Raw genomic sequence first — 26,005 nt, 5'->3', positions numbered from 1 at the left:
TCACGGGGTGCCTCCAGGTACGGACAGCACGGCCTCCAGCAGCTCGCGCGTGTACGGGTGCCGCGGCTCGGCCAGCACCCGCGCGGCGGGCCCCGACTCGACCACGGCACCGTCCTTCATGACCAGCACCCGGTCCGCGATCGTCGAGACCAGGGCCAGGTCGTGGGAGACCAGCAGGAGGGCGAGCCCGCGCTCCTCGCGCAGCCGGCGCAGCACGCCGACCACCTCGGCCTGCACGGTCACGTCGAGGGCGCTGGTGGGCTCGTCGGCCAGAATCACCTCGGCGCCCAGGGCGATGGCCAGCGCGATCGCGAAGCGCTGGGCCTGGCCGCCGGAGATCTCGTGCGGATAGCGGGTGAGGATCCCGGGGTCGAGCATGACCGCCGCCACGGCCTCCTCCATGACCTCCGCGCTGCCCCCGGCGCTCCCGTTCCCGACGCCGTGCAGCTTGAGGGCGCGGCGCATCAGGACGCCGAGCCTGGTGGCGGGGCTGAGGGCGGCCTGGGGCGACTGCATGACGAGCGCCACCCGCGCGCCCCTGATCTCGCGCAGGCGGCGGGGCGGGGCCGTCAGGACGTCCACCCCACAGACCCGAATGTGTCCCGAAATTTCGGCATCTGGGGTGAGGCCCAGCAGCGAGAGCAGCGTGGTCGACTTGCCCGACCCGCTCTCCCCCACGATCGCCACGCACTCGCCCTCGCCGACGTCCAGCTCGGGAACGTCGGCCACGAGCCGCCCGCCGTAACTCACCCGCAGGTCGCGTACCTCGATCATTTCACCACCCTCGCAGCCCCGCTCCGCGGGTCCAGCGCGTTGCGCAGCCCCTCGCCCAGCACGTTGAACGCGAACGCCGTCACCAGGATCGCCAGCCCCGGGAAGGTGACGACCCACCAGTTGGTGGTGAACAGGCTCTGCCCCTGCTGCACCATCAGCCCCCACTCCGCCGTCGGCTCCTGCGCGCCGAGCCCCAGGTACGACAGCGCCGCCGAGGTCAGGATCACGCCGCCCGCGTCCAGGGAGAGCTGGACCAGGACGGGGGTGAGCGAGTTCGGCAGCACGTGCCGCAGGATGATCAGCGGCGCGGGCACGCCCAGGCAGCGGGCGGCGTCCACGTAGCCGCGGGTGGCGATCGAGGCGGCCATGGAGGCGGCCAGCCGGGTGTACCAGGGCCACCAGGTCACCGCGATGGCCAGGATGACGGTGTTCACGCTCGGCTGCAGCACGACGGCCATGGCCAGGGAGAGCAGCAGCGCGGGGAAGGCCAGGAACACGTCCGTGATCCGCATGATCACGTCCCTGAGCCAGCCCCCGGCGTACCCGGCGACCACCCCCAGCAGGGTCCCGGCCAGCGCCGAGACGCCCAGCACGGCCACGGCGATGAACAACGACGTGCGCCCGCCGTACAGGATCTGCGTGAGCACGTCCCGCCCGACCTGGTCGGTCCCGAACCAGTGGGCGCCGCTCGGCGGCCGCAGTTGCTCCAGCGGCGCCGGCTCGTTCACCGGGTACGGGGCCAGCCACGGCGCCATGATCGCGGCCAGCACCACGAGCACGATGAGCACGGCCCCGAACGCGGCGAACCGGTCCGGGATCCGCGGCAGCCACCTGCGCAGCGGCACGGCCTCCGCACTCGCCATGGCCTCGTCCTTCCCGGCCGTCATCGGGCCCTCGTCCGCGGGTCGACGAAGGCCTGGAGGATGTCCACCACCAGGTTCGCCAGCACGTACACCAGGGCGACCAGCAGCGTGACGCCCGCGATCGCCGGGGTGTCCAGCGAGCGGATCGAGTCGGCGGCGTAGCGGCCGAGGCCCGGCCAGTTGAAGACCGCCTCGACCAGGAACCCGTTGACGATCGAGTAGGCGAAGACCAGGGCGATCAGCGACAGGACGGGGTTCAGCGCCGGTCTCAGGGCGAACTTGGTCAGGATGGACGTCTCGCCGAAGCCGAGCGCGCGTTCCAGCCTCGTGTGGTCCTGGCCGGCCTCCTCGATCAGCGCCGCCCTGGTCATCTGGGCGATCACGCCCGCCGGGTAGGCGGCGACCACCAGGGCGGGCAGCACCAGGTGCTGGAGCGTGCTGGTGAAGATGGGCCAGTTGCCGGTGATGAGGGCGTCGACGACGGTGATGTTCGTCCAGAGGGTGAGCGGGCTGGTCGTGTCGAGCGAGGAGTCGTACTCGCCGGCGACCGGGAACCAGCCCAGATGGCCGGCGAACACCAGTTGCATCACCAGGGCCAGCCAGAAGACCGGCACGGAGACGGCCAGCATGCTGCCGACGCGCACCCCGAGGTCGGGGAGCCGCATCTGGTGGCGGGCGGCGAGCACCCCGACCGGGATGCCCACGACGACCGCGATGAGCAGGGCCGCGCCGACCAGCTCCAGCGAGGCGGGGAAGGCCTGGTAGAGGTCATCGCGGACGGGCTGCCGGGTGTGCAGGCTGATGCCCCAGTCGCCGCTGAGGAGGTCGCGCACATGGTTCAGCAGTTGCAGGGGCAGCGACTCGTCCAGCCCGAACTGCCGGCGCACCTCGGCGAGCTGCTCGGGCGTGGCCTTCGGCCCGGCGAACGCGACCGCGGGGTCCCCCGGCACCAGCCGCATGACGGCGAACGTGAGCACGACCACGCCGGCCACGACCAGGAGGGCCTGGCCGAGCCGGCGGCCCAGATAGCGGAGCATGTCGTCAGCTTGCGCGCTTGAGGTCGTGGAAGAAGACCACGTTGGGATAGGCGGGGTTGTCCACATATCCCTCGACGTCGGAGGACAGCGCGCGCTGGTAGGTCTGCACGTACGGCACCGCCACCGCCGCCTGCTCCGTGATGATCTTCTGCTGCAGATCCCGGTAAGCCTGGTCGGCCTTGAGCTGGTCGGTGGCCGTGAGCTCCGGGAGCGTGTCGATGGCCGTGTCGATCCCCGCGTTCTTCAGGTAGGACAGGTTGAACTGCGGCTTGTCCTCGCTCTTGAAGACGTTCAGGAACCACGAGTAGGCGTCCGGATAGTCCGGATACCAGTACATGATGAGGACGTCCTGGCCCTGCTTCTTGCCCTGGTCCCACTGCGCGGCCCAGGTCATGGGCTTGGCCTGCAGGTTCACGTTGAGCTTCTGCAGCGCGGAGCTGAGCAGCGTGACCAGCAGTTTCTGGTCGTCGTCGCCCTGGGCGTAGGTGAGGCTGAGCTTGAGCTCGGGGTTGTCGGGGCCGTACCCGGCCTCGGCGAGCAGTTGCCGCGCCCTGGCCAGGTCCTGCTTGGGCTCCATGCCGGCGACGTGGCCGAGCAGGCCCTCCGGCACCAGGCCGCTGGCCTTCTGCCCAGAGCCCTTGAGTGCCACCGCGAGGCCGTCGTAGTCGATCGCGGCCTGCAGCGCCTGCCGGATCCTGACGTCCTTCAACGGGCCGGTGGCCGTGTTGAACAGCACCAGCAGGTTCTGGAACGACGGCATCTGCTCGGTCTTCACGTGCTCGGTGCTCCCTGCCTGCTCGAAGAGCTGCGGGTTCAGCCGCTGCACGAAGTTCACCTCGCCGCGCTGCAGCAGTTGCCACGCCGTGGTGATCTCGGGGGTGACCCGGAAGGCGGCCTTCCTGTACTGTCCCGGCTGCCAGCCGCCCCAGTAGCCGTCGAACGCCTTCAGCGTCAGCTCCGTCTCCTTGCCCTTCTGCCAGGAGTCGATCGTGTACGGGCCGGTGCCGGCGGTCGTCTTGCCGTCCGGGTCCACGGCGTTCACGTCGTAGATGTAGGCGGCGTAGCCGGAGGAGGCGACGAGGTCGAGCGGGGTGGGGTATTTGAGGGTGAACTTCAGCGTGGAGGCGTCCACGGCCTCGATCTTGTCCACCGAGTCCCAGATGTAGGCCGCGCCGCCCTTCTTCTCGATCGTCCGCTCGATGGCCTTCTTGGCGGCCTCGGCGTCGAGCGTGGCGCCGGAGTGGAACTTGACGCCCTGGCGCAGCTTGAACGTCCAGACCTTGCCGTCGTCCGCCGAGGTCCACTCGGTGGCGAGGAGCGGCTCGGCCTCCTTGGTCTGGGAGTTGTACCTGGTCAGGCCCTCATAGATGTTCTGCAGGGCGACGATCTCGTTGGAGTAGGACAGGGCCGGGTCCCAGTCGGTGACGACGTCGAGGTTCGGCACGTACACGAACGTGCTGTCGTTGGCCTGCGCGGTCGCCGCCGGGCCGCCGCTCGTCGCCGGCCCGGGCGTGCCGCCGGCGCCGCGCACCTGGCCGCCCCCGCAGGCGGTTGCGGTCAGGACCAGGACACCGGTCACACCGGCGGCGACCAGTCGCTTGTGCCAGCGCATGGTGGGGATCCTTTCGGTCGGTCACCGGGCGAGGGGTCCGGCGGCTTTGACGTGTACCCGTACGGCGGGCTCGGAGAGGTAACTCAGCGGCACCTCGAGGAGGTCGACGATCTCGACGCCGGAAGGATCCGCCCCCGCTGCCACGGCCCGCCCCACAGCCTCCTCTTTTGCCCTTTCTATCGCTTCCGACCGGTTATCTCCCGCCGGCAAGATCGTATCGACTCTCCCGCTCGCGAGCGCGATCGCGGCCCCCACGGCGTTGGCCACCTCGGCGTGTTCCGGGCGGATCACCCGGCTCGCCCCGGGGATCCGGTCCGGCAGCAGGAACGCCCCGCCGCCCACCGCGACCAGGGGTCTGTCGGTCTTGCCGAGCGACATCCGGTCCACGGCGTCGATCACCATCTCGTCCGCGACCGCCACCGCCCTTTCCAGGGTGTCTGCCATTCCTTCCGACATGTCACCCAGCGCGGCGTCCAGGCGGTCGCGCCAGCCGGGCGCCTCGCGCGGGCTGCGGCCCGCCGCGACGGCCGCGTCTGTCATCGTCGCCGTGCCGCCGCCGAAGACCAGCGCCTCCCGGACGATCCGGTAGCCGGCCGAGTCCGGCCCGATGCCGTGCCGGCGCACCATCGTGCCGCCGCCGAGCGCGATGGCCAGGATGTCCGGCATGCGGAAGTTCGTCAGCACGCCGCCGATCTCGACCGCCGCCGCCGACTCCCTGGGGAAGCCCCCGGACAGCACGCCCAGGTCGGTGGACGTGCCGCCCACGTCCACCACGATCGCGTCCGCCACGCCGGACAGGAACGCGGCTCCGCGCAGCGAGTTCGCCGGGCCCGAGCCGATCGTCGACACCGGCAGCCGCGCGGCGTGCTCCACCGTCATGAGCGTGCCGTCGTTCTGCGCCAGGTACGGCTGCGCCGGCCGGTCAGAGGTGCCCAGCCCGCGCTCGGCCAGCGCGGTCACCAGGGCGTCGGTCACGTGGGCGGCGACGCCGTACAAGGCGGCGTTCAGCACGGTGGCGTTCTCGCGTTCCAGCAGCCCGAGGGAGCCGATCTCGTGGCTCACCGAGACCGGCAGGCCGTACTCGGCCCGTACCAGCTCCGCCACCAGGCGCTCGTGCTCGCCGCTCGCCGGGCTGAACACGCTGGTGACGGCCACGGCGTCCGCTTGCCTGCCCTCCAGGAAGCGGCGGACCGCGTCCAGGTCGGGCGGGCTGATCTCGCGGCCGTCCACATAGTGGCCGCCGGGCACGATCGCCTCGCCCGCCGAGACGGCCTCGCGCAGGTCGTCGGGCCAGTCGGTGAGCGGGGGCACGGAGGTGGTGGCGGGCGCGCCGAGCCGCAGCACCGCCACCCGGCCGAGGCCGCGCCGCTCCAGGATCGCGTTGGTCGCGTGGGTGGTGCCCAGCATGACGCGGCCGATCCCGGTGGTGCGCTCCCCCAACTCGCCCAGTACGGCGTCCAGGGCGGCCCGCAGGCCCCCGGTCACGTCCGGGGTGGTCGGCCGCTTGGCCTTGACGATCACCCGGCCGTCGGCGTCGAGCACCACCGCGTCGGTGTTCGTGCCGCCGACGTCGATCCCGATCCTGAGCTCCGGCAGGTCAGCCACGCGTCATCAGCTCCTCGACCGGAGCGTAGTCAAGCTCGTACCCGAACGCCCTGGGCCCGGCCGTCTCCAGGCCCTTGGCGGTGCGCCAGAGGGGATCGCAGGGCCAGGCGAGGACCGTGACGCGCTGGCCGTACCTGAGGGCCTCGGTCTGGACGGCGACGGCGGTCTCGGTGTCCACGACCGTGATGAGGTCCGGGACCATGGCCCTGACCTGGCCGTTCTCGATGGCTACCAGGTTCTCGTTCTGGAGCTCCATGGTGAGGCCGCGGCCCCGGTCCGCGCCGGTGCCCTCGATGGTGGCCGTGCCCCGGACGAAACCGCCCGTGGTGCGCCGTTCGACGTCGGTCAGCTTGCCAGTGATCAACCTTGTGGCGCCCAGCCGGTCCTGGAGGGCCTGGAGCGGGTCCGCGGCGCCCTCGGTGGCCCGGCCGACCTCCAGGGCGCGGGTGACCGTACCCTCGATGACGGCGCCCCTGGCCCGCGCGGCGGTGAGCACGTAGTCGGCCATCAGCGCGTGCGACCCGGCCGCCACGCACACGGCCCTGGCCAGGCGCTCCGACCACAGGCCGTCCACCGGGCGGATGGTCACCACGTTGCCGGCCACGTCGGACATGATCACCAGGTCGGCCGGCAATCCCACCACGTACATGGACACCATCTGGACCTCGGGAAACGCCCGGCCCATGCCGTCGGCGTCGAGCAGCGGCAACCCGAGCTGGGCGGCCCAGGCGACGGGGGCCACGCCGTTGGAGCCGCCGATCTCCGAGGACATGACCGCGCTCGGCGGCCGGCCGAAGAGCCGCTCCACCTCCTCGGCGATGCGCTTCGGCTCGTCCTCGCTGTGGATCATCTCATGGCTGACCGTGGGCGCCCCGATCCCGGACAGCGGCACGACCAGCGCGTCGTCGTCGAGATCGGCCAGCGTGACCAGCGGCACCTCGCCATACTCGCGGATGGCCCTGATCGCGGCCAGCGACCCGGTACGCACGTCTCCGCCGCCCCCGGTGCCCAGCACGGCGCATCCTCGGGCGAGGGCAGGAATATCGCTTACAGAAATGCTCATATGGGGACACAACCAAGCACATGACACCATATTTGGCCAGTCCAACGGGGGCTCGGCAGGGTAAAACCTGTTGCGCCGTCCCCCTCCCGGCGGCCATGATCGAGCTCAGTGCCCGATCTTCTCCTGGAAGGACGACCCCATGGTCAACCGGCGAATGCGCCTGCGGCGCCGTACCGGTGTGCTGCGGGGAGCCTGACCTTCCTCACTCCCCCGCGGCCGTACGGAAGCGGGTGGGGGCGCTGGTGTGCCCGACGGCCTCATAAGCCGTGCACAGGCGGGTTCGATCCCCGCACCCGCTACGAGCCCCCGTGGCGCAGCGGAGAGCGCGCCTGTTTCCGGAACAGGAGGTCGCTGGTTCGATTCCAGCCGGGGGCACCGGGCGGACCTTAGGATCGGCTCATGCGGATTTCGGTGGCCGCCGACAGCAAGGACGGGGTGGCCGAACGGGTCGTGTCCGAGCTGCGCAGGCGGGGGCACGAGGTGGTGACCCACGGCGCGCTCAGCGACGTGGAGCGCGACGACTGGGCGTGGGCCTGCGAGCTCGCCGCGAGAGACGTGGGCGAGGGGCGGGCCGACCAGGCGGTCGTCTGCTGCTGGACCGGCACGGGCGCGTCGATCGCGGCCAACAAGGTGACCGGGGTGCGGGCCGCGTTGTGCGTCGACGCCTACACGGCCGACGGCGCCCGCAAGTGGAACGACGCCAACGTGCTGGCGCTCAGCCTCCGGCTCACCTCCGACGTGGTGCTGGAGGAGATCCTGGACGCGTGGCTGGACGGGCGGCCGAGTTCTGACGCCGTGGACGTGGCGAACATCTCCCACCTCGACGACATCTGACCCCCGGCCGTACCTCCTCTTCCCGTGCGCTCGTACGCCGGACTCAGAACCGTCACACCCAAGGAACGGAAAACGTCGGCGCCGGCGTTTAGGGTGCTTGGCATGACCGACGTGCTGCTCCGCGGCGGGCTCCCGTGGGGCCTCGGCAGTCCAGCCGACATCCATGTCCGCGACGGCCTGATCCATCGCGTGGCCCCGGACGCGGAGGTGCCCGGCGCCCAGGTCATCGACATCGACGGGCAGATCGTCCTGCCCGGCCTCGTCGAGGCGCACTGCCACCTCGACAAGACCCTGTTCGGCGGGCCGTGGGTGCCCCACGCCGCCGACGACACGCTCGCCGGCCGCATCGGTGACGACCTGGGCCGCCGGGCGGAGCTGGGCGTGCCGAGCGTCGCGCGGATCGGCGCGCTGCTGGAGCGCATGAGCGCGGCGGGCACCACGCACGCGCGCACGCACACGGACATCGACCCGCAGGTCGGGTTGCGGGGCGTGGAGGCCGTGCGGGAGGCCGCCGCGGGCTCGCCCGTCGAGGTGCGCCAGGTCGCCTTCCCGCAGCACGGCCTGCTCACCAACCCGGGCACGGCCGAGCTGCTGGAGGAGGCGCTGAAGAGCGGTGTCGAGGCGGTCGGCGGCCTCGACCCGGCGGGCATCGACCGCGACCCCGTGCGCCACCTCGACCTGATCTTCGGCCTGGCCGGGCGCTACGGCACGCATCTCGACATCCACCTGCACGACGGCGGCTCGCTGGGCGGGTGGGAGCTGGAGCTCATCACCGAGCGCACCAGGGCGCTCGGCCTGGGCGGCCGGGTGACGGTCAGCCACGCCTACGCGCTGGGCCAGCTCGACGAGCCCTACCAGGACCGGCTGGCGCGGGGGTTCGCCGAGGCGGGCGTGGCGGTGGCGACCGCCGCCGTCTACAGCTTCCCGGTGCCGCCGATCAAGAAGCTGCGCGCCGCCGGGGTGACCGTCGCCTGCGGGCACGACGGCATCCGCGACCTGTGGGGCCCCTACGGCAGCGGCGACATGCTGGAGCGGGCGATGCACGTCGCCTACCGCAGCACCTTCCGCAGGGATGAGGACATCGAGCTGGCGCTGGAGGCCGCCACGTTCGGCGGCGCCCGCGCGCTCGGGCTGGAAGGATACGGGCTCTCCCCGGGTGACCGGGCCGACCTGGTCGTGGTGCCGTCCGGAGGCCCCGCGGAGGCCGTGGTCGTTCACCCTGCGCGCACTCTGGTCATGAAGGATGGCGTCGTCCTGCACAATTGACCGGCGGGACCATCGAAAGGCAGGCAAGTGCTCTCTATTCACCAGCGGATCGCGGCAGAGCTCGGCGTGCGCGACGGGCAGGTGCAGGCCGCCGTCGAGCTGCTCGACGGCGGCGCGACCGTGCCGTTCATCGCCCGATACCGCAAAGAGGTCACCGGCGCACTCGACGACGCGCAGTTGCGCACGCTCGAGGAGCGGCTGCGCTACCTGCGCGAGCTCGACGAGCGCAGGGCGGCGATCCTGGAGTCGATCGAGTCTCAGGGCAAGCTCGACGACGAGCTGCGCGAGCAGATCATGGCTGCCGAGACCAAGGCCAGGCTCGAGGACATCTATCTGCCTTACAAGCCCAAGCGGCGCACGAAGGCGCAGATCGCCCGCGAGCAGGGCCTGGAGCCGCTGGCCGGCCAGTTGCTCGCCGACCCCTCGCTCGACCCGGCGGAGACGGCCGCGGGGTTCGTCACGCAGGACGTGGCGGACGCGGCGGCGGCGCTGGAGGGCGCCAGGGCGATCCTGATCGAGCGGTTCGCCGAGGACGCCGACCTCATCGGCGGCCTGCGCGAGCAGCTCTGGGACCGCGGGCGGCTGGTGTCGCAGGTCCGGGAGGGCAAGGAGGAGGCGGGGGCCAAGTTCGCCGACTACTTCGAGTTCGGTGAGCCGTTCACGAAGTTGCCCTCGCACCGGATCCTGGCCCTGTTCCGGGGGGAGAAGGAGGAGATCCTCTCCGTCACGCTGGAGCCCGACGACACCCCCGACTACGAGATGCGCATCGCCTCCCGGTTCGGCATCTCCGACCAGGGGCGCCCGGCCGACAAGTGGCTGAGCGAGACCGTGCGCTGGGCCTGGCGCACCCGCATCCTCGTGCACCTCGGCATCGACCTGCGGATGCGGCTGTGGCAGGCGGCCGAGGACGAGGCGGTCCGGGTGTTCGCGACCAACCTGCGTGACCTGTTGCTGGCCGCGCCGGCGGGCACCCGGGCGACGATGGGGCTCGACCCCGGGCTGCGCACCGGCGTGAAGGTGGCCGTGGTCGACGCCACCGGCAAGGTCGTGGAGACGTCGACGATCTACCCGCACGAGCCCAGGCGGCAGTGGGACCAGTCGCTGGCCGTCCTGGGGGCGCTCGCGCAGAAGCACGGGGTGGAGCTGATCGCGATCGGCAACGGCACCGCGTCCCGGGAGACCGACAAGCTGGCCGGGGAGCTGGTCCAGCACATGTCGTCGGTGACCAAGATCGTGGTCTCGGAGGCGGGGGCGTCGGTTTACTCGGCCTCCCCCTACGCCTCGCAGGAGCTGCCCGAGCTGGACGTGTCGCTGCGCGGCGCGGTCTCCATCGCGCGCCGGCTGCAGGACCCGCTGGCCGAGCTGGTCAAGATCGACCCCAAGTCGATCGGCGTCGGCCAATACCAGCACGACCTGGCCGAGTCCAAGCTGTCCCGCTCGCTCGACGCCGTGGTCGAAGACTGCGTCAACGCCGTCGGGGTGGACGTCAACACCGCCTCCGCGCCGCTGCTCACGCGCGTGTCCGGCATCGGCTCCACGCTGGCCGAGAGCATCGTGCGCCACCGCGACGCCAACGGTCCCTTCCGCACCCGCTCGGCGCTGAAGGGCGTGCCGCGGCTCGGCCCCAAGGCGTTCGAGCAGTGCGCGGGCTTCCTGCGCATCCCGGGCGGCGACGACCCGCTCGACGGGTCCAGCGTGCACCCCGAGTCCTATCCGGTGGTGCGCCGCATCCTCGGCTCGGTCAAGACGGACCTCAAGTCACTGATCGGCAACACGGCCGCGCTGCGCTCGCTCAGCCCGGCCGACTTCACCGACGAGACGTTCGGCCTGCCCACGGTCACCGACATCCTGCGCGAGCTGGAGAAGCCGGGCCGTGACCCGCGTCCGGCCTTCAAGACCGCCACCTTCAAGGAGGGGGTCGAGAAGCTCTCGGACCTGACGCCGGGGATGATCCTCGAGGGCGTGGTCACCAACGTCGCGGCCTTCGGCGCCTTCGTCGACGTCGGCGTCCACCAGGACGGCCTGGTCCACGTGTCGGCCATGTCCCGCAATTACGTAAAGGATCCGCGCGATGTGGCCAAGCCCGGCGACATCGTCCGCGTCAAGGTCCTCGACGTCGACATCCCCCGCAAGCGCATCTCCCTGACGCTGCGCCTGGAGGATGAGACCACGGCCCAGCCCTCGGGCGACGGCCCCCGCCGCACGTCCGGCCGCCAGGGCGGCAACCGCGGCGAAGGCGGCCGCGGTGACGGCTCGCGCGGTGACGGCTCGCGCGGTGACGGCCGCCGGGGCGACGGTGGTCAGCGGGGCCGGGGTCAGGGCGGCCGGGGCGACGACCAGCGCGGCCGGGGCGACGGCGGGCGAGGCGACGGGCAGCGCGGCCGCGGGGACGGCCAGCGCGGCGACGGCGGCCAGCGCGGTCGCGGGGACGGACGCGGCGGCCAGCGCCGCCAGGACCGCCCGGCCCCGACGGGCGCCATGGCCGAGGCCCTCCGCAAGGCCGGCCTGGGCGGCGACCAGCGCTAGGGCTCTTCGTTTGCGGTGCTCGGGTGGGTTTGTGGCAGTCTCACAACCCACCCGAGAAGGTCGGTGCCGCCCCAGCAGCCCTCGCAACGAGGCGGGGCGAACGGTGGCCGTGTGTGATCGTGGACGACAACGCAGTGCGCTGCTTCGTCGCGGGGCGTTGTCCGTCGAAGGGCGGCGTACCTGGCGTTCCCCTCCGTGCGGTCTCGGTCATCGGGCTCAGCGGTTCCCGTACGCCTGTCCGCCACTCCGCTGATCGCCTGCCACGTGGGGGCGATACGGTCTGAGGGTGGGCACGACGACGTATGACGCGGCGGTCGCGCAGGCTCGCGACCTGCTCAGGTGGTGTTCTCCCCTGCGGACCGAGCTCTGGGCCGGGCGGCTTGCCGCCGGGCTGGAGCCCGGAGAGGTGGAGCCGTTCCTGCGGAGGTTGGCGCAGGATCGTGGCGCCGAGTCACGTCTCACGCTCGCCGCCCTGGCGGCGGTTCATCGGGCGGTGGAGGGCGCATCCGGCGCGTCGTCGGTGAAGGGTGATGACCGGGGCTCGCGGCCGTACACGCTGGCTGGGAGCGAGGTGGCGGGCCCGCTGCCCGGGTGGGTGCGGCGGATGACGCACGTGACGTGCGAGGGGGGCTGGTACGGCAAGGGCGACCCGTACGGTGAGCAGACCCTGGCGGCGCTGTCCTTCCGCTATGAGAACGGCAAGGAGCCTCACCTGCTCGTCGTCGGCATCGACCAGGTGAGCGGCGGGCTGGCGGTTGACGCGGTGGTCGAGGAGGTGAAGTTCCTCGACGGGCTGGAGCTACCGGCGGTGGATCCGGGGGTGGTCGCGGGGCGGGTGCTGGACGCGTTCGAGCTGGGAGATCGGATCATGGGCGCGGTCGTCGCCGACACGCTGCCCGCCGTGCGGCCCGTCGCGCTCGCCCGGGCCCACGCGGTGCCCGATCTTGTACGTCCGGCGCCCGACGACACGGTGGCCCGGTTCCGGGATCTGCCTGACTTGCCCGGTGGGCGGGAGGCGTTCGAGAAGCTGGTGGAGTTTGTCGGGGATCGTCCCCTGTGGTGGAGTCCGGCGAGGGTCAGCCGGTTTCTGACCTCGTGGTTGCCCAGGGAGGCCATCCTCTCCGAGGCGGGGATCGCGGCGATGCCGGAGGTGGTGCGGGCCTGGAGCCGGTTCTCCGGCGGGCATCGGGCGGTGCTCGACCAGGTGGAAGCGGACGCGCCCCGGCTGGCCGCCCTCATGGCCGACGAGTCCCTGGCCGGCCTGGGCAAACGCATCGCCCAGAACCGCCACCGCTCCTGACCCGCCCGACCGGCGCGGTCGCCCGGGCCGTGGTCACGCGGGCCGTGGTCACGCGGGCCGTGGTCACGCGGGCCGTGGTCACGCGGGCCGTGATCACACGGGCCGTGGTCACGCGGACCCCATCTTCGCCCCCGCGGCCGACCGGCGACCGGCCGTGGCCGCCTGCGTGCGGACTGCCCGGCGGCGGGCGCCGGGGGGAGCTACGCCGTGAGCTGGGCGGCGGCGCTGGACAGCAGCATGTCGAGGGCCGTCGGGTAGGCGCTGTTGTTCATGCGGGCCACCAGCAGCGGCGCCGTCGCGGCGATGTTGGGATGGGTACGCGCGGGCAGCCGCGCGTACGTGTCCCGCCACACCTCCTCATCAGCCTCCCGGGCGGGCGCCGGCAGCGCCAGCGTGGCGGCGTCCAGGATGGCGAAGGCCAGGCTCTGGTCGATGAACGCGTGATAGATGCGCACCGCGTCGGTGTCCGCGAATCCGGCCCCACGCAGGATGCCGAGGATCGTCTCGTCGCTGGCCACCTCGTTCGGCCGGCCCGTGACCCGGCTGGCCGTCAGCAGGGCGGCCTGTGGATGGGCCAGATAGGAGTCGTGGATGCGCAGGCCAAGGTCGCGCAGGTCGGCCCGCCAGTCGCCGGTGGGCCGCCAGTCCGCCATCGCGTTGGCGAACACCTCGTCCGCGATGGCCAGGGTCAGATCGTCCATGCCGCGGAAGTACCGGTAGACGGTGCTGGCGTCGGCGCCCAGGGCGAGGCCGAGGCGGCGGGCGGTCAGGCCGGCCGCGCCGTGCTCGCGCAGCATGCGCAGCGCGGTCTCCACGATGAGCCGGTGTGTCAGCACCTGTCCCTGCTTGGTGGGGCGCCGCCGCCTGCGTGCGGTCTCCGGCACCACCCGTTTGGTCGCCATATCTCCCCTTATGCCAACACCATTGACGTTGAAGACCCTACTGGCGTTGGATGAACGACATACCCCACAAAAAGCGTATAAAAGGGGATAAATAGTCATGCGCATCCTTCTTGTAGGAGCCGGCGGAGTGGGAACCGCCATCACCCGGATCGCGGCGCGCCGCGACTTCTTCGACCACATGGTGGTCGCCGACTACGACCTCCCCCGCGCCAAGGCCGCCGTCGCCGCGCTGGGCGAGCGGGCGGGCAGGTTCACCCCCGTCAAGATCGACGCCGCCGACCCGTCCGCCGTCACGGCCCTGCTGACCCAGTACGGGTGCGACGTCCTGCTCAACGCCACCGACCCGCGTTTCGTGCTGCCGCTGTTCGACGCGGCGCTGGCGGGCGGGGCGGACTACCTCGACATGGCGATGTCGATGTCCAGGCCGCACCCCGACCGCCCGTACGAGGAGGTGGGGGTCAAGCTGGGCGACGACCAGTTCGCCCGCGAGGCCGAGTGGACCGCGCGGGGCAGGCTGGCGCTGGTCGGCATGGGCGTGGAGCCCGGCCTGGCCGACGTCTTCGCCCGGTACGCCGCCGACGAGCTCTTCGACGAGATCGAGGAGATCGGCATCAGGGACGGCGCGAACCTGACGGTCGACGGCTACGACTTCGCCCCGTCGTTCAACATCTGGACCACGATCGAGGAGTGCCTCAACCCGCCGGTCATCTACGAGAAGGACCGCGGCTGGTACACCACGGAGCCGTTCAGCGAGCCCGAGGTCTTCGACTTCCCGGCCGGCATCGGCCCCGTGGAGTGCGTGAACGTCGAGCACGAGGAGGTCGTGCTCGTCCCCCGGTGGATCCCGGCCCAGCGGGTCACCTTCAAGTACGGCCTCGGCGACGACTTCATCGACAAGCTCAAGACCCTGCACGCGCTGGGCGTGGACAGGACCGAGCCGGTCCCGGTGAAGACGGACCACGGCACGGTCAAGGTGTCGCCGCGCGACCTGGTGGCCGCCGTGCTACCCGACCCGGCCGGGCTCGGCGACCGCATGCACGGCAAGACCTGCGCGGGCACCTGGGTGAAGGGCCGCAAGGACGGGCGGCCCCGCGAGGTGTACCTGTACCACGTGGTGGACAACCAGTGGTCGATGCGCGAGTACGGCTCCCAGGCCGTCGTCTGGCAGACCGCCGTCAACCCGGTCGTCGCCCTGGAACTGCTGGCCGACGGGGCGTGGAAGGGCGCGGGCGTGCTGGGCCCCGAGGCGTTCGAACCCAGGCCGTTCCTGGACCTGCTGGAGGAATACGGGTCCCCGTGGGGAATGCGCGAGCAGTAGGCGGATCATGGAAGGGCCACGAACCACATCACCGGAGGAGTGTTCTTGAGCATCGCCGAGGATCCCGACCGCGCACCGGCCCGCTCCCACCTGTACGCCATGGGCATGTCGGACGAGGACATGCGCCGCCCCACGGTCGGCATCGCCACCACCTGGACCGGCACCATGCCGTGCAACCTCACCCACCGCGAGCTGGCCGCCCATGTGGCCGAGGGGGTGCGCGCGGCGGGCGGGACGCCGATGGAGTTCAACACCATCGCGGTCTCCGACAACCTCACCATGCACACGCCCGGCATGCGCGCCTCGCTGATCAGCCGCGAGGTCATCGCGGACTCGATCGAGCTCATGGGCCGCGCGCACGGCTTCGACGCGCTGGTGGCCATCGTGGGCTGCGACAAGACCGTACCGGCGGCGATCATGGCGCTGGCCCGGCTGGACGTGCCCTCCGTCGTGCTCTACAGCGGCAGCATGATGCCGGGCCGCTGGCGCGGGCGCGACGTCACCATTCAGGACATGTGGGAGGCGCTCGGCGAGCGGGCCGTCGGCCGCCTGGACCAGGCCGACCTGGACGACCTGGCCAGGCACGCCTGCCCGGGCGCCGGCACCTGCGCCGCTCAGTACACCGCCAACACCATGGGCGGCGTCGCCGACTTCCTCGGCCTGGCCCCGTTCGGGATCGGCGACATCCCGGCGGTGGCCGAGGAGAAGAACGCCGCCGCGCGGCGGGTGGGCGAGATCGCGATGGGCGCCCTGGCCCGCGACGCCCGCCCGTCGCGCGTGCTCACCGAGGACGCGCTGCACAACGCGATCGTGTCGGTCGCCGCGATGGGCGGCTCCACGAACGCCGTGCTGCACCTGCTGGCCATCGCTCGCGAGGCGGGGCTGCCGCTGCGGATCGACCGGATCGGGGAGGTCTGCCGCGAGGTCCCGATCATCACCGGGCTCAAACCGAGCGGCGGCGAGCACACGGCCCTCGACCTGTGGCGGGCCGGCGGGACCTCGCTGGTGGTGCGCCGGCTGCTGGCCGCCGGGCTGCTGCGCGACGACGTCACGCTGGTGGACGGCCGCACGCTCGCCGAGGTCGCGGCGGGGGCCCACGAGGCGCCGGGGCAGCGGGTCGTGGCGAGCGTGGCTGAGCCGTTCAAGTCGCGCGGCGCGCTGGCCATCCTGCGGGGCTCGCTCGCGCCCGACGGGTGCGTGCTCAAGCTGGGCGGCAAGCAGGATTTCCGGCACGAGGGGCCCGCCAGGGTGTTCGACTCGGAGGCCGAGTGCACAGCCGCGATCGACGCCGGGCAGATCGTGGCCGGTGACGTCATCGTCGTCCGCTACGAGGGGCCGGCGGGCGGTCCCGGCATGCGCGAGATGCTCTCGATCACCGGGCCACTCGTCGGCCGGGGCCTCGGCGACTCGGTGGCGCTGGTCACCGACGGGCGCTTCAGCGGGGTCTCGCACGGGCTGGTGATCGGGCACGTGGCCCCGGAGGCGTACCACGGAGGGCCGATCGCGCTGGTGCGCGACGGCGACACGGTGGTCGTCGACAGCGCGGCGGGGACACTGGACCTGGTGGTGCCCGAGGAGGAGCTGGAGCGGCGCCGGGCGGCCTGGCGACGGCCCGAGCGGGCGGTCGAGCGCGGAGTGCTGACGAAGTACGTCGCCACGGTCGGCTCCGCCTCGGACGGCGCGGTCACGACCTGACCCGGGCGGAACGAGCAGGTGGCGGGGGCGGCTATGCTGCAGTCACTCATGCCGTCCCCGCAGAAGGAGACTTACGCGATGTACAAGGAGTTCGCTCTTGAGGCCGTGATGTGGCTCGTCCCGGTCGTCGTGCTGATCGGAGTGGCCATCCTCGTCACCGCGTGAGGCCAGGGGACCGGCCGGGGGTCGACCGGCCCCTGGCGGTCACTCAGCGGTAGTAGAGGTACGACACGGACGTGCGGGCGTACTTGTTGTAGGACGCGAGGTCACCGTCCAGCCAGGCGTTGTAGTAACGGCTCAGCGTGGCGGTGCGCACGGTGCAGGACGCCCAGCGGACCTTACGGGCCTTGATGGTGCCCACGTTGTCGTAGCAGGCCCCCATCTTGCGGCCGTTGATCGTGAGGTTCGCGTTCAGCTTCACGCGGTAGAGGGTCTTGCGGGAGATGTTCGTGACGCGGACCTTGACCTGGCAGGTGTCCTTGCATCTACCGAAGTAGACCTTGGTACGGATGAGCTGAGGTCTGGCGGCGGTGGCGGCGACCGACGCGTCGGCGGACGTACCCGCCGTGGACGCGTTGGCGGGTGCCGCCAGGAGAGCGGTCGCGGCAGCAACGACTAAGGCCACGCCGGCAAGACTCTTGAACATGTGATGCCCCCAGTGATGAAGACGGCCGCTTCCCCCTGTTGGTAACGACCAGTACCTGATCAACCCCTATCAAGAAAAGCGGCACGCCGACATTTCACCGGGCACTTCCGATACGAAACGGTTATCAGCTTATATCGCCCTTATACGCCCAATCCCGAGGACGCCCACGCCAGTAACGGGCCGCCCTTCCTGAGCCGTTTCAGCGCCTGGCGCTCCAACGGGCGAATGCGCTCCCTGGCCAGGCCCAGGCGCTCCGCGATCTCGGTGCACGTCCGGACCTCCTGCCCGGCCAGGCGTGCCCCCATCACGCTCGATGAGCACGGGCACTACCCGGTGAACGGCGGCGAACTCCCGGGTTCGTTGAGTTCCGCGATGGCCAGCTCGGCCGTGCTGCGGATGTCGAAGAACTTGTCCAGCGCGGTGATCGCGAACAGGTGCTTGCACCGGCCGTTCAGCCCGGACAGCAGCAGCTTGCCGCCGGAGGCGGTGACCGCCTTGTGCAGGTAGACCAGCACGGACAGGCCGGAGGAGTCGCAGACGCTGACCGCCTGCATGTCGATGACGAGCAACGGGGGCTGGGTGAGGTCGAGGGCCTTGGTGACGCGGTCACGGACCTCGGCCGCGGAGCCGAAGTCGAAATCCCCTGTCAGCCGCGCGATGACGCAGGGTCCCTGGAGTCCGAGGCTGATCGACAAGGCCTGCTCCGAAGTCACCCAGCTCCACCTACCCGCGCGTTGTTCTCCCGATCGCACCTACTTTACGAGAAGTAGCGTTTCGGGTTGAACACCAGCATCTGCTCAATCTGGTCGTCGGTCACACCCGAGTCCAGCAGTGCGGCCAAAACGTCGTCGTGAATGTGATCGTAGCGCCAGTTCGGCGCGAGCGTCGGACGGGCCTCGTCCCAGGCGCCACCGAAATAGTCCATGAAGCACGCCGTGTCGTGGCTGAGGACCATGCGGTCGGCGTATCCCCGCTGGCAGAGCGCGGCGACCGTGGCCACCCGCTGGGCCGTCGAGTTGTAGACGTCCAGCCCGAATCGGTCCATCCCGAGGATCGCGCCCGTGTCCGCCAGGCGCATGAGGTAGTCCAGGTCGTTGCTGTCGCCCGCGTGCCCGACGACCACCTTCGTCAGGTCGGCCCCCTCCTTGCCGAACAGGTCCAGGACGAGCAGGCCGCTCCGCGTGTAGGAGTTGGTGTGCACGGTGATCGGCGCGCCGGTGCGCACGTGCGCCTGGGCCACGGCGCGGCAGATGCGCTCGACGCCGGGGGTCAGGCCCTTCGCCTCGACCACGCACTTGAGGAACGCGGCCTTGACGCCGGTGTCGGCGATGCCGTCGGTGAGGTCGCGGACGAAGTCGTCGACCATCGGGTCGGGGCCGTCGATGGCCAGGCCGGGGCCGCGGTGCTCGTACTGGTGCGGGAGCTCCTCGAAGGAGTAGATGCCGGTGGCGACGACGATGTTGAGGCCGGGCACCTGCTCGGCGATCCGCTGGACGCGCGGGATGTAGCGGCCCAGCCCCCACACGGTCGGGTCGACGAGCGTCCGCACCCCCTTGGCGGCCACCGCGTTGAGCTTGGTGACGGCGTCCGCCACCCGGAACTCCTCGTCCCACCAGGCACCCTTGCCGTAGTTGTCCAGGTGCTCGGTGGCCACGACGAAGATGTGCTCATGCATGAGGGTCTGACCAAGTTCGTCCACGTCAAGGGGGCCGCGGACGGTGTTGATGGTGGGCACGAGCACCTCCATACCGACTGGTTGGTCGCGCCGCCAACCTAGGCCCCCAGTCGATCTCCGTCAACCTTCGCCACGAGGCGCCGGAACAGCGGCTCCGGCCGCGGCAACCGCTCTCCGCGCACCGCCGCCGCCACCCGCGCCGCCGCCGTCGGCAGGAAGGGCTCCAACTGCACGGCGATCTCCCGGCAGGCCCGCACGAGCGTGGCCAGCGACACCTCCCGCGCGTCGGGGGCCTGCCGCCACGGCTGGGTCTGATCGACGAACCTGTTGGCCGCCTCGACGAGCGCCCACACGGCCGCCGCCGCCCGCCGGAAGTCGAAGTCCTCCAGCGCCTCGTGCACCGCGCCGGACACCTGGGCCGGCTCCCGCGCGGGAACCTCGGGCACCCGGCCGTCCAGGAACCGGTGCACCATGGTGACGACCCGGTTGACCAGATTTCCCAGGCCGTTGGCCAGGTCCTCGTCGGCGCGGGCGGCCAGCCCGCCCTCAGTGAAGTCGCGGTCGCCGACGCGCGGCACCTCGCGCAGCAGCCACCACCGCACGGCGTCGACCCCGTACGCGTCCACCAGCGACACCGGGTCGGCGGCGGATCCCGCCGACTTGCTGATCTTGCGCCCATCCACCGTGAGGTAGTCGTGCACGAAGATCTCGGTGGGCAGCGGCAGCCCGGCCGACAGCAGCATCGCCGGCCAGTAGACCGCGTGGAACCGGATCACGCCCTTGCCCACCAGGTGGGTCCTGCGTTTCTCGGAAACCCACCAGCGCTCGTAGTCGCCGCCCTCCAGCCCGGTCACGTAGTTGGCCAGGGCGTCCCACCACACGTACACCACCTGGCCGGGGTCGCCCGGCACCGGGATCCCCCACCCCCTGGCGCGTACGGCCGACCGCGAGACGCTGATGTCGGCCAGCCCCGCCCGGACGAACGCCAGCACCTCGTTCCGCCGCCCGGCCGGCTCGATCCTGAGCCGGCCGCCCTCGATCAGCTCCAGCAGCGCGTCCCGGTAGCGGGACAGCCGGAAGAACCAGTTCTCCTCCGACACCTGCTGCAGCGGCGCCTCGTGCCCGTCGGGGCAGGGGCCCGCCGGGTAGAACTGCTCGCAGCCCACGCAGTAGAGCCCCGCGTAGTGCCGCTGGTAGAGGTCGTGCCGGGTGGCCGCCCAGATCCGCTCGACCCCGGCCCGGTGCCCCGGATGGCCGCTGGTCCGGATGAACGAGTCGAAGGACAGGTCCAGCGGCCGCCGCAGCCCCTCGAACGCGGCCGCGTTCCGCTCCACCAGGTCCCGCACCGGCACGCCCAGCTCCTCGGCGGCCAGCACGTTCTTCAGCGAGTTGTCGTCGGTCCCGGTCTGGAACCGTACGGGCTCACCCCGCCGCCGGTGGTGCCGGGCCAGCACGTCGGCCTGGACGAGCTCCAGCGCGTGCCCGAGATGCGGCCGGGCGTTGACGTAGGGAATGGTCGTCGTGACGTACATCGGATGCCTCCAAGGGGCCCCGGACACGACGAGAGGCCCCGCTCGCAGGGCCTCAACAAGACGTCGCCGGTGAAACCCCCTAGGGGGCCATCATCACCAGGCGAGCCGTCATGCCTCCATGATAGCCCGCCCGGCCGGCTCGGTCAGTCGCTTTTCTCCGGGGCGGGCACCACCAGCACCGGCCGGTTCGCGTGGTGCAGCACCCGGTCGGAGGTGCCGCCCAGCAGCAGCGAGCGCACCCCGCCGAGCCCTCGCGTGCCGGTCACGATGAGCTTGGCGTCGATCTCGTCGGCCACGTCCACGATCGTCGACCAGACGGACACCGAGTCCGTGTCACAGCGCGCGCTCGCCTCCAGTCCCGCCTGGCGGGCCAGCTCCGCGCCCTGCTCGGCGAGCTGCCTCATCGCCTCCCCGATCGCCTCGTCCTCCAGGCCGGCCTGGTCGAGCGTCAGCATGAGCCCGGCCGAGGCCCGGGACGCGGCCAGCGCCACCCGCTCCCACACCGTCAGCACCACCGCGTGCTCCCCACGCATGAGCTCACCCGCGAGGGCGATGGCGGCCTTGGCATCATCAGAACCGTCGTACGCCACCAGAATCGTCATGTCAGACCTCCCGCTTGCCACGTTGGGCAATCCCCCCTTTCCCGATCACCGCGTTTCACGCACGTGGATCACGGAAAAGGGCTCCCGGAGTGCCCGGAAGCCTCCACAGGACGGCGCGTCACGCCAGGGCGGGCTCGGCGGCGGCGTGCCGGACCCGGGGCCGCAGCATCGACAGCCCGGCCAGCGCCAGCACCCCCAGCTCCGCGACCACCACGACCCGCTGGGTCAGCCCGGCCGGGATGTCGTCGTTGCTCAGGGGCACGCCGAACATCCGCACCACGTACGGGATCACCACCAGCAGCAGCGCCCCGAGCGCGATCCCGCTGAGGACGCGCACCGCCCCGGCGTAGCGGATGCGGGCCCTGGCGAGCAGCAGCCCGACCACGGGCATCGCGAGGAAGGCCGCGAAGGCGGCATAGCGGTGGATGCCCCCCGACATGGACAGCGGCACCCCGGGCCGGTCGGTGGGGAAGGCACCGATCAGGAACATGCTCGCCGCCCACGCCAGCACCAGCGCGACGGCCCAGCGGCTCGTCCCGGCCCGGCGCAGCGCCTCGGCGATCAGCGTGCCGCCGACGGCGAACAACGTCAGCGAGGCGGGCAGCAGCCAGCCGCCGGCGTGGAAGGCGTACTCGCTGATGACACTGTGCACCGGGTCGAGCCCCGCCTCGGCGTGCAACGTGAGCATGGCGCCGGTCCCGGTGCCCATGGCCGCGAACCCACTGACAAGCAATCCCTTCATGCCTACAAAAGTCCTGGAACGCGGCCACGCGCAGTATCGGAGATGGACCCCAACCGGCCCTGAAGGATCCCCTGATACCTTGGTCGGTGTCTCCCCTGAGGGGCCCTGGTGACCTGTGTGAACGTGACCCTTGGTAGGGCTCGCCCCCTCAGGGTGGGTACAGGGACCCGCACCCGGTTTGACTTAGAGCGCGCTCTAAGGGCGAACATGACGATCCAGGGGGCCGCACCGCGGCTGCGGACAACTGCGAGAGGCAGACATGAACAAGCGCACTCTAGGACAGGACAACCTCCAGGTCTCCGCGCTGGGCCTCGGTTGCATGGGCATGTCGGAGTTCTACGGCCAGGGGGACGACAAGGAGTCCATCGCCGTCATCCACCGCGCGCTCGATCTCGGCGTGAATTTCCTCGACACAGCCGACATGTACGGCAGCGGAGCCAACGAGGAGCTCGTCGGCCGCGCCATCAGGGACCGGCGAGACGAGGTCGTGCTGGCCACCAAGTTCGGCATCAAGCGCGAGGGCACCACCCGCTCCATCGAGAACAGCCCCGAGTACATCAGGGCCGCCTGCGACGCCTCGCTGCGCCGCCTCGGCGTCGACCGCATCGACCTCTACTACATGCACCGCCGCAACCCGGAGGTGCCGGTCGAGGAGTCGGTGGGGGCCATGGCCGAGCTGGTCAAGGAGGGCAAGGTCGGCCACCTCGGCCTGTCGGAGGTCGGTGCGGACACACTGCGCAAGGCCGCGTCGGTGCACCCGATCGCCGCTTTGCAGACCGAATACTCGCTGTTCACCAGGGACCTGGAGGCGGAGATCCTGCCGGCGGCCAGGGAGCTGGGGGTGGGACTGGTGGCGTACTCGCCGATCAGCCGCGGTTTCCTGACCGGAACGCTGCCGCCCGCCGACGAGATGCCCGACACCGACTTCCGCAAGTGGATGCCGCGCAACTCGGGCGAGAACGCCGCGCACAACGCGGCGCTGGCGGCCGAGGTGAAGAAGGTCGCGGACGCGGCCGGGGTCACCGCGGCGCAGATCTCGCTCGCGTGGGTGCTCGCCCAGGGCGAGGACGTGGTGCCGATCCCGGGCACGAAGCGGCTGAAGTATCTGGAGGAGAACGCGGCCGCCGCGGACATCACGCTGACCGCCGAGCAGCTCGCCGCGCTCGCGGCGGCCGTGCCCGCGGACGCCGTGCGCGGCACCCGCTACCCCAACATGTCGGAGATCGGCCGCTGAGAGGGCCGGGCTGGTCAGGGGAGGTCGAAGTAGGCGCGGACCGCTGTGCCACCGGCATGGGTGTGGACGCGGACGAGGTCGCTGAGAAGGTTGACGATGAGCAGCCCGCGCGAGCCCGACGCCCGCGGATCGACGGGCTTGCGCCCGGCCAGCGGGTCGGTGATGTGGCCCGCGTCGCTGACCTCGCACACCAGCCGCCCTTCCGCGGTCCACACCCTGATCAGCCCCGCGCCGCCGCCGTGGTCGAGGCTGTTGGCGCCGAGCTCGGCCACCGTCAGCCGGATGTCGTCGAGCCGGTCTCTGCCGAACCCCAGCTCGACCGCCCGGCGCGCGGCCAGCGCCCGCGTGGCGGACAGGTTGGTGCGGTCGAACCGCAGGGAGACGAACCCCACCGGCTCCTCCAGCGGCCGGTTGTGCCCGTCCACCACGAGGTCCGGCGCGTAGTCGGCGCTGGGCCACTCTCCCGTGGCGTCGCGCAGCACGGGATGGGTGAGCGCGGCCTCGCGGAGGATCAAGGGGTCCAGGCGGGCGGCGTCGTACGGGCACAGGATCGTGATCCACCGCCCCGCGAACGACAGGTTGATCAGCGCCTCGTGCTGCGCGCACGCGGGATATTCCGTCGCGGTGCGGCCCGGCCAGATCGGCTCACCGATGATCCGCACGGGCCGGCCGGGATGCCGGTCGGCGAAGTCGCCCAGCACGGCGGGGATGATCCGCCCCGGATTGCGCCCGACCTTGCTCATGTCGAGCAGGTGCACGGCCCTGGCGTCGGAACCCAGCTCGGCCTCGATCACGGCGAGGTTTCCGGCCGGTACGGCGACCGCGACGGGCTCCCCGGCGGCCAGACCGGCCCGCACGAACGCCGTGGTGGCAGCCGCGTATTCTCGCTCCCCACGATAGAAGAGCGCCGGGTGCAGGAAGGGCTCCGCGAACATCAGCTCTCACGCTACCCAACGAAGGTGACTTCATGGCGAGCCGTTGGGTACGTAGATGTTGTGAGAAGAATCCAGGTCATCCGCCGTCCCCGGCCGGAGCGCCGGCCGGTTCCTCTCGATCTGCGCACCCCATCAGGCCGGCATCTCCCGTTCTGAGCGCCACGAACCTATGCTCAAGATATGTCGGAATTGCAGATGCGGGTCTCCGACGAGGACCGGGAGCGCACCGCACAGCGCCTGCAGCACGCGTTCGCCGAGGGTCGTCTCACCCAGATGGAGCTCGAAGACCGCCTCGAACTGGCCCTGGGCGCGAAGATCTACGGCGACCTGGCCGGCCTGGTCAGCGATCTACCCGACGATCGGCCTCCGGCCAGGGACGTGATCGAGCTGGAGGCGAAGAACGGCCACCTCAAGCGTTCCGGCGACTGGTTGGTCCCGCGCCGGCTGCGGGTGACCTCCAAGCACGGCAGCGTCGACCTCGACCTTTCCGAAGCCGTCATCGACCACCCGGTCGTCGAGATCGAGCTCAACCTCACCTACGGCTCCGCCCGGATCACCCTGCCGGAGGGCGCGGCGGCGAACGTGGACGGGTTCCAGAGCGACTGGGGGCGCGCGAACTCGGGCGTGTCGCACAGGTCCAGCCCCGGCTCCGTGCAGGTGGTGATCAGCGGCCGGTCGAAATACGGCGGCGTCACCGTGCGCTACCCGCGCAAGCGCTGGTTCACCCAGTGATGGAAGATCGAGATGTGGTGCTCGCTGGGCACCAGCACGCCGCCGTCCCGGTAGGCCCGTGACGACATCCCCGGCTGGGTCCGCTCGCATGCCGCGAAGTCCTGCTCGTTGACCCGGTGGAACAGCTCCACCGACGACGACAGGTCCGCCCCGGAGGCGACCACGTCGGGGTGGTAGAGCCAGTCGCACTCGACCACCGTCCGATCGACGGCCAGCGGGAACATCCGGTGCATGATCACGTGGTCGGGCACCAGGTTGACGAAGACCTGCGGCTTGACGGTGATCGCGTAGTAGCGGCGGTCCTGCTCCGGAGCCACGCTGGGCAGTTTGCCGAACCCCGCCCTGCCGTCCACGGTGAACCCCTCGGCCCGCTCGGCGAACTCGGCTCCGTGGCCCACGTAGTACTGGGCCGCGTAGCCGCCGGCGAACTCCGGGAGCACGGCGGTCAGCTCGGGGTGGATGGTGGCGCAGTGGTAGCACTCCATGAAGTTCTCGACCAGGAGCTTCCAGTTGGCCCGGACGTCGTAGACGATCCTGCGGCCGAGCGCGAGCCCGTCCACGTGGTAGCGCTCGATGGCGGCGGGGTCGCCGAGCCGCTCGGTGGCCGCGTACGTCACCGTCTCCTCGAACGAGGGCGGCCGCTCGGCCAGGCACACCCAGGCGTAGCCGAGCCATTCGCGCAGGTGCACGGGGACCAGGCCGTACTCCACCCGATCGATGTCGGGCATCTTGGCCAGGTTGGGCGCGGCGGCGAGGCGGCCGTCGAGATCGTAGGACCAGGCGTGATAGGCACACCTGATCGTGCGCTTCACCGCGCCGCTCTCCTCCAGGCACAGCCGGGCGCCGCGGTGCCGGCACACGTTGAGGAAGGCACGCAGCCGCTCGTCGCGGCCGCGTAGGACGATCACGCTCTCCCTGCCGACCTGGACCGTCCTGAACGCGCCCGGCGTGGGCAGGTCGGCGGCCCGGACCGCGCAGAACCAGAGGCTTTCGAAGATCGTGGCCTGCTCGTCGGCGAACACCTCAGGGTCGGTGTACGAGCGGCCGGGCAGCGTGGAGATCAAGCTCGAAGTGGTCGTCAACCCGCACCCCTTGTTGCGTATTACGCACCG

The 26,005-nt window shown here is 71.2% G+C and carries 23 protein-coding genes and 2 tRNA genes; 10 read left to right on the top strand and 15 right to left on the bottom strand.

Annotated features, from left to right (window positions below):
• Genes ABGB18_RS34610 through ABGB18_RS34585 form a run of 6 tightly spaced genes read right to left on the bottom strand, consistent with a single transcriptional unit; the run spans position 1 to position 6,954 of the window.
• A complete protein-coding gene (locus ABGB18_RS34610; protein ID WP_347699870.1) occupies positions 1-774 on the bottom strand; it encodes an ATP-binding cassette domain-containing protein in 774 nt (257 codons plus the stop codon).
• Positions 771-1,661 (bottom strand): ABC transporter permease, encoded by an 891-nt coding sequence (locus ABGB18_RS34605; protein WP_347699869.1) that lies wholly within the window; start codon positions 1,659-1,661, stop codon positions 771-773. Before ABGB18_RS34605 ends, ABGB18_RS34610 begins: the two co-directional genes overlap by 4 nt.
• Positions 1,658-2,674, bottom strand: a complete 1,017-nt coding sequence (locus tag ABGB18_RS34600) for an ABC transporter permease (RefSeq protein ID WP_347699868.1) — start codon at positions 2,672-2,674, stop codon at positions 1,658-1,660. Before ABGB18_RS34600 ends, ABGB18_RS34605 begins: the two co-directional genes overlap by 4 nt.
• 4 nt (positions 2,675-2,678) lie before the next feature.
• The gene (locus ABGB18_RS34595; protein WP_347699867.1) at positions 2,679-4,286 is read right to left on the bottom strand and encodes an ABC transporter substrate-binding protein; all 1,608 of its coding nucleotides are present in this window, start codon (positions 4,284-4,286) and stop codon (positions 2,679-2,681) included.
• 21 nt (positions 4,287-4,307) lie between these two features.
• Positions 4,308-5,891 carry a hydantoinase/oxoprolinase family protein gene (locus tag ABGB18_RS34590; RefSeq protein ID WP_347699866.1) on the bottom strand — a complete coding sequence of 528 codons (1,584 nt, stop codon included), beginning with the start codon at positions 5,889-5,891 and terminating at the stop codon, positions 4,308-4,310.
• On the bottom strand, positions 5,884-6,954 hold the full coding sequence (locus tag ABGB18_RS34585) for a DUF917 domain-containing protein (RefSeq protein WP_347699865.1): 1,071 nt from the start codon (positions 6,952-6,954) through the stop codon (positions 5,884-5,886). The genes ABGB18_RS34590 and ABGB18_RS34585 overlap by 8 nt, the downstream gene beginning before the upstream one ends.
• Before the next feature lie 225 nt (positions 6,955-7,179).
• Here ABGB18_RS34585 and ABGB18_RS34580 point away from each other — a divergent pair.
• The 6 genes from ABGB18_RS34580 (at position 7,180) to ABGB18_RS34555 (ending at position 12,880) form a co-directional block, all read left to right on the top strand.
• Positions 7,180-7,253, top strand: a tRNA-Met gene (locus ABGB18_RS34580).
• Between the two features lie 3 nt (positions 7,254-7,256).
• A tRNA-Arg gene (locus tag ABGB18_RS34575) sits at positions 7,257-7,329 on the top strand.
• 24 nt (positions 7,330-7,353) lie between these two features.
• Entirely contained in the window at positions 7,354-7,788 is a 435-nt protein-coding gene (locus ABGB18_RS34570; RefSeq protein WP_347699864.1) for an RpiB/LacA/LacB family sugar-phosphate isomerase, read from the top strand.
• Positions 7,789-7,890: 102 nt separating this feature from the next.
• On the top strand, positions 7,891-9,054 hold the full coding sequence (locus ABGB18_RS34565; protein ID WP_347699863.1) for an amidohydrolase: 1,164 nt from the start codon (positions 7,891-7,893) through the stop codon (positions 9,052-9,054).
• 27 nt (positions 9,055-9,081) lie between these two features.
• A complete protein-coding gene (locus tag ABGB18_RS34560) occupies positions 9,082-11,580 on the top strand; it encodes a Tex family protein (protein ID WP_347699862.1) in 2,499 nt (832 codons plus the stop codon).
• A 286-nt stretch (positions 11,581-11,866) separates the two neighbouring features.
• Positions 11,867-12,880 carry a hypothetical protein gene (locus ABGB18_RS34555; protein ID WP_347699861.1) on the top strand — a complete coding sequence of 338 codons (1,014 nt, stop codon included), beginning with the start codon at positions 11,867-11,869 and terminating at the stop codon, positions 12,878-12,880.
• A gap of 200 nt (positions 12,881-13,080) precedes the next feature.
• Here the strand turns inward: ABGB18_RS34555 and ABGB18_RS34550 are convergent, their stop codons facing one another.
• Positions 13,081-13,782, bottom strand: a complete 702-nt coding sequence (locus tag ABGB18_RS34550) for a TetR/AcrR family transcriptional regulator (protein ID WP_347699860.1) — start codon at positions 13,780-13,782, stop codon at positions 13,081-13,083.
• 97 nt (positions 13,783-13,879) lie between these two features.
• Here ABGB18_RS34550 and ABGB18_RS34545 point away from each other — a divergent pair, with 97 nt between their 5' ends.
• Positions 13,880-15,100, top strand: coding sequence for a saccharopine dehydrogenase C-terminal domain-containing protein (locus ABGB18_RS34545; RefSeq protein ID WP_347699859.1), 1,221 nt, complete (start codon positions 13,880-13,882; stop codon positions 15,098-15,100).
• Between the two features lie 45 nt (positions 15,101-15,145).
• Positions 15,146-16,795, top strand: a complete 1,650-nt coding sequence (gene ilvD, locus ABGB18_RS34540; protein WP_347699858.1) for a dihydroxy-acid dehydratase — start codon at positions 15,146-15,148, stop codon at positions 16,793-16,795.
• Between the two features lie 208 nt (positions 16,796-17,003).
• Here the strand turns inward: ilvD and ABGB18_RS34535 are convergent, their stop codons facing one another.
• The 6 genes from ABGB18_RS34535 to ABGB18_RS34510 all read right to left on the bottom strand — a co-directional run bounded on the left by ABGB18_RS34535 (position 17,004) and on the right by ABGB18_RS34510 (position 21,992).
• Positions 17,004-17,441, bottom strand: coding sequence for a hypothetical protein (locus tag ABGB18_RS34535; RefSeq protein ID WP_347699857.1), 438 nt, complete (start codon positions 17,439-17,441; stop codon positions 17,004-17,006).
• Positions 17,442-17,767: 326 nt separating this feature from the next.
• Entirely contained in the window at positions 17,768-18,154 is a 387-nt protein-coding gene (locus ABGB18_RS34530; RefSeq protein ID WP_347699856.1) for an STAS domain-containing protein, read from the bottom strand.
• 44 nt (positions 18,155-18,198) lie between these two features.
• Complete coding sequence (locus ABGB18_RS34525; RefSeq protein ID WP_347699855.1) at positions 18,199-19,176, bottom strand: phosphotriesterase-related protein; 978 nt, start codon at positions 19,174-19,176, stop codon at positions 18,199-18,201.
• Positions 19,177-19,214: 38 nt separating this feature from the next.
• On the bottom strand, positions 19,215-20,648 hold the full coding sequence (locus ABGB18_RS34520) for a methionine--tRNA ligase (RefSeq protein ID WP_347699854.1): 1,434 nt from the start codon (positions 20,646-20,648) through the stop codon (positions 19,215-19,217).
• 143 nt (positions 20,649-20,791) lie between these two features.
• On the bottom strand, positions 20,792-21,250 hold the full coding sequence (locus tag ABGB18_RS34515; protein ID WP_347699853.1) for a universal stress protein: 459 nt from the start codon (positions 21,248-21,250) through the stop codon (positions 20,792-20,794).
• Positions 21,251-21,368: 118 nt separating this feature from the next.
• Positions 21,369-21,992, bottom strand: a complete 624-nt coding sequence (locus tag ABGB18_RS34510) for a DUF998 domain-containing protein (RefSeq protein WP_347699852.1) — start codon at positions 21,990-21,992, stop codon at positions 21,369-21,371.
• A gap of 259 nt (positions 21,993-22,251) precedes the next feature.
• Here ABGB18_RS34510 and ABGB18_RS34505 point away from each other — a divergent pair, with 259 nt between their 5' ends.
• On the top strand, positions 22,252-23,226 hold the full coding sequence (locus ABGB18_RS34505; protein WP_347699851.1) for an aldo/keto reductase: 975 nt from the start codon (positions 22,252-22,254) through the stop codon (positions 23,224-23,226).
• A gap of 14 nt (positions 23,227-23,240) precedes the next feature.
• Here ABGB18_RS34505 and ABGB18_RS34500 read toward each other — a convergent pair whose 3' ends face one another.
• Positions 23,241-24,161, bottom strand: a complete 921-nt coding sequence (locus ABGB18_RS34500; RefSeq protein WP_347699850.1) for an anti-sigma factor RsbA family regulatory protein — start codon at positions 24,159-24,161, stop codon at positions 23,241-23,243.
• A 180-nt stretch (positions 24,162-24,341) separates the two neighbouring features.
• On the opposite strand from ABGB18_RS34500, the gene ABGB18_RS34495 reads away from it, so the two are divergent.
• Entirely contained in the window at positions 24,342-24,893 is a 552-nt protein-coding gene (locus ABGB18_RS34495; RefSeq protein WP_347699849.1) for a DUF1707 domain-containing protein, read from the top strand.
• Here the strand turns inward: ABGB18_RS34495 and ABGB18_RS34490 are convergent.
• Positions 24,863-25,975, bottom strand: a complete 1,113-nt coding sequence (locus ABGB18_RS34490; protein ID WP_347699848.1) for an aromatic ring-hydroxylating dioxygenase subunit alpha — start codon at positions 25,973-25,975, stop codon at positions 24,863-24,865. The two genes, ABGB18_RS34495 and ABGB18_RS34490, sit on opposite strands and share 31 nt — an antisense overlap.
• Positions 25,976-26,005: the final 30 nt, after the last annotated feature.

It is taken from the genome of Nonomuraea sp. B12E4, assembly GCF_039871825.1.
Classification (GTDB): domain Bacteria; phylum Actinomycetota; class Actinomycetes; order Streptosporangiales; family Streptosporangiaceae; genus Nonomuraea.
Note: the sequence above shows the minus strand (reverse complement) of the source record. Positions and strands in the feature narration are given on the sequence as shown.

Bases quoted from the DNA above. Each gene is read 5' to 3' on its own strand.
- ABGB18_RS34610 (WP_347699870.1), bottom strand. From the start codon at position 774: ATGATCGAGGTACGCGACCTGCGGGTGAGTTACGGCGGGCGGCTCGTG.
- ABGB18_RS34605 (WP_347699869.1), bottom strand. From the start codon at position 1,661: ATGACGGCCGGGAAGGACGAGGCCATGGCGAGTGCGGAGGCCGTGCCG.
- ABGB18_RS34600 (WP_347699868.1), bottom strand. From the start codon at position 2,674: ATGCTCCGCTATCTGGGCCGCCGGCTCGGCCAGGCCCTCCTGGTCGTG.
- ABGB18_RS34595 (WP_347699867.1), bottom strand. From the start codon at position 4,286: ATGCGCTGGCACAAGCGACTGGTCGCCGCCGGTGTGACCGGTGTCCTG.
- ABGB18_RS34585 (WP_347699865.1), bottom strand. From the start codon at position 6,954: ATGAGCATTTCTGTAAGCGATATTCCTGCCCTCGCCCGAGGATGCGCC.
- ABGB18_RS34570 (WP_347699864.1), top strand. From the start codon at position 7,354: ATGCGGATTTCGGTGGCCGCCGACAGCAAGGACGGGGTGGCCGAACGG.
- ABGB18_RS34565 (WP_347699863.1), top strand. From the start codon at position 7,891: ATGACCGACGTGCTGCTCCGCGGCGGGCTCCCGTGGGGCCTCGGCAGT.
- ABGB18_RS34550 (WP_347699860.1), bottom strand. From the start codon at position 13,782: ATGGCGACCAAACGGGTGGTGCCGGAGACCGCACGCAGGCGGCGGCGC.
- ABGB18_RS34545 (WP_347699859.1), top strand. From the start codon at position 13,880: ATGCGCATCCTTCTTGTAGGAGCCGGCGGAGTGGGAACCGCCATCACC.
- ABGB18_RS34535 (WP_347699857.1), bottom strand. From the start codon at position 17,441: ATGTTCAAGAGTCTTGCCGGCGTGGCCTTAGTCGTTGCTGCCGCGACC.
- ABGB18_RS34520 (WP_347699854.1), bottom strand. From the start codon at position 20,648: ATGTACGTCACGACGACCATTCCCTACGTCAACGCCCGGCCGCATCTC.
- ABGB18_RS34515 (WP_347699853.1), bottom strand. From the start codon at position 21,250: ATGACGATTCTGGTGGCGTACGACGGTTCTGATGATGCCAAGGCCGCC.
- ABGB18_RS34510 (WP_347699852.1), bottom strand. From the start codon at position 21,992: ATGAAGGGATTGCTTGTCAGTGGGTTCGCGGCCATGGGCACCGGGACC.
- ABGB18_RS34505 (WP_347699851.1), top strand. From the start codon at position 22,252: ATGAACAAGCGCACTCTAGGACAGGACAACCTCCAGGTCTCCGCGCTG.
- ABGB18_RS34500 (WP_347699850.1), bottom strand. From the start codon at position 24,161: ATGTTCGCGGAGCCCTTCCTGCACCCGGCGCTCTTCTATCGTGGGGAG.
- ABGB18_RS34495 (WP_347699849.1), top strand. From the start codon at position 24,342: ATGTCGGAATTGCAGATGCGGGTCTCCGACGAGGACCGGGAGCGCACC.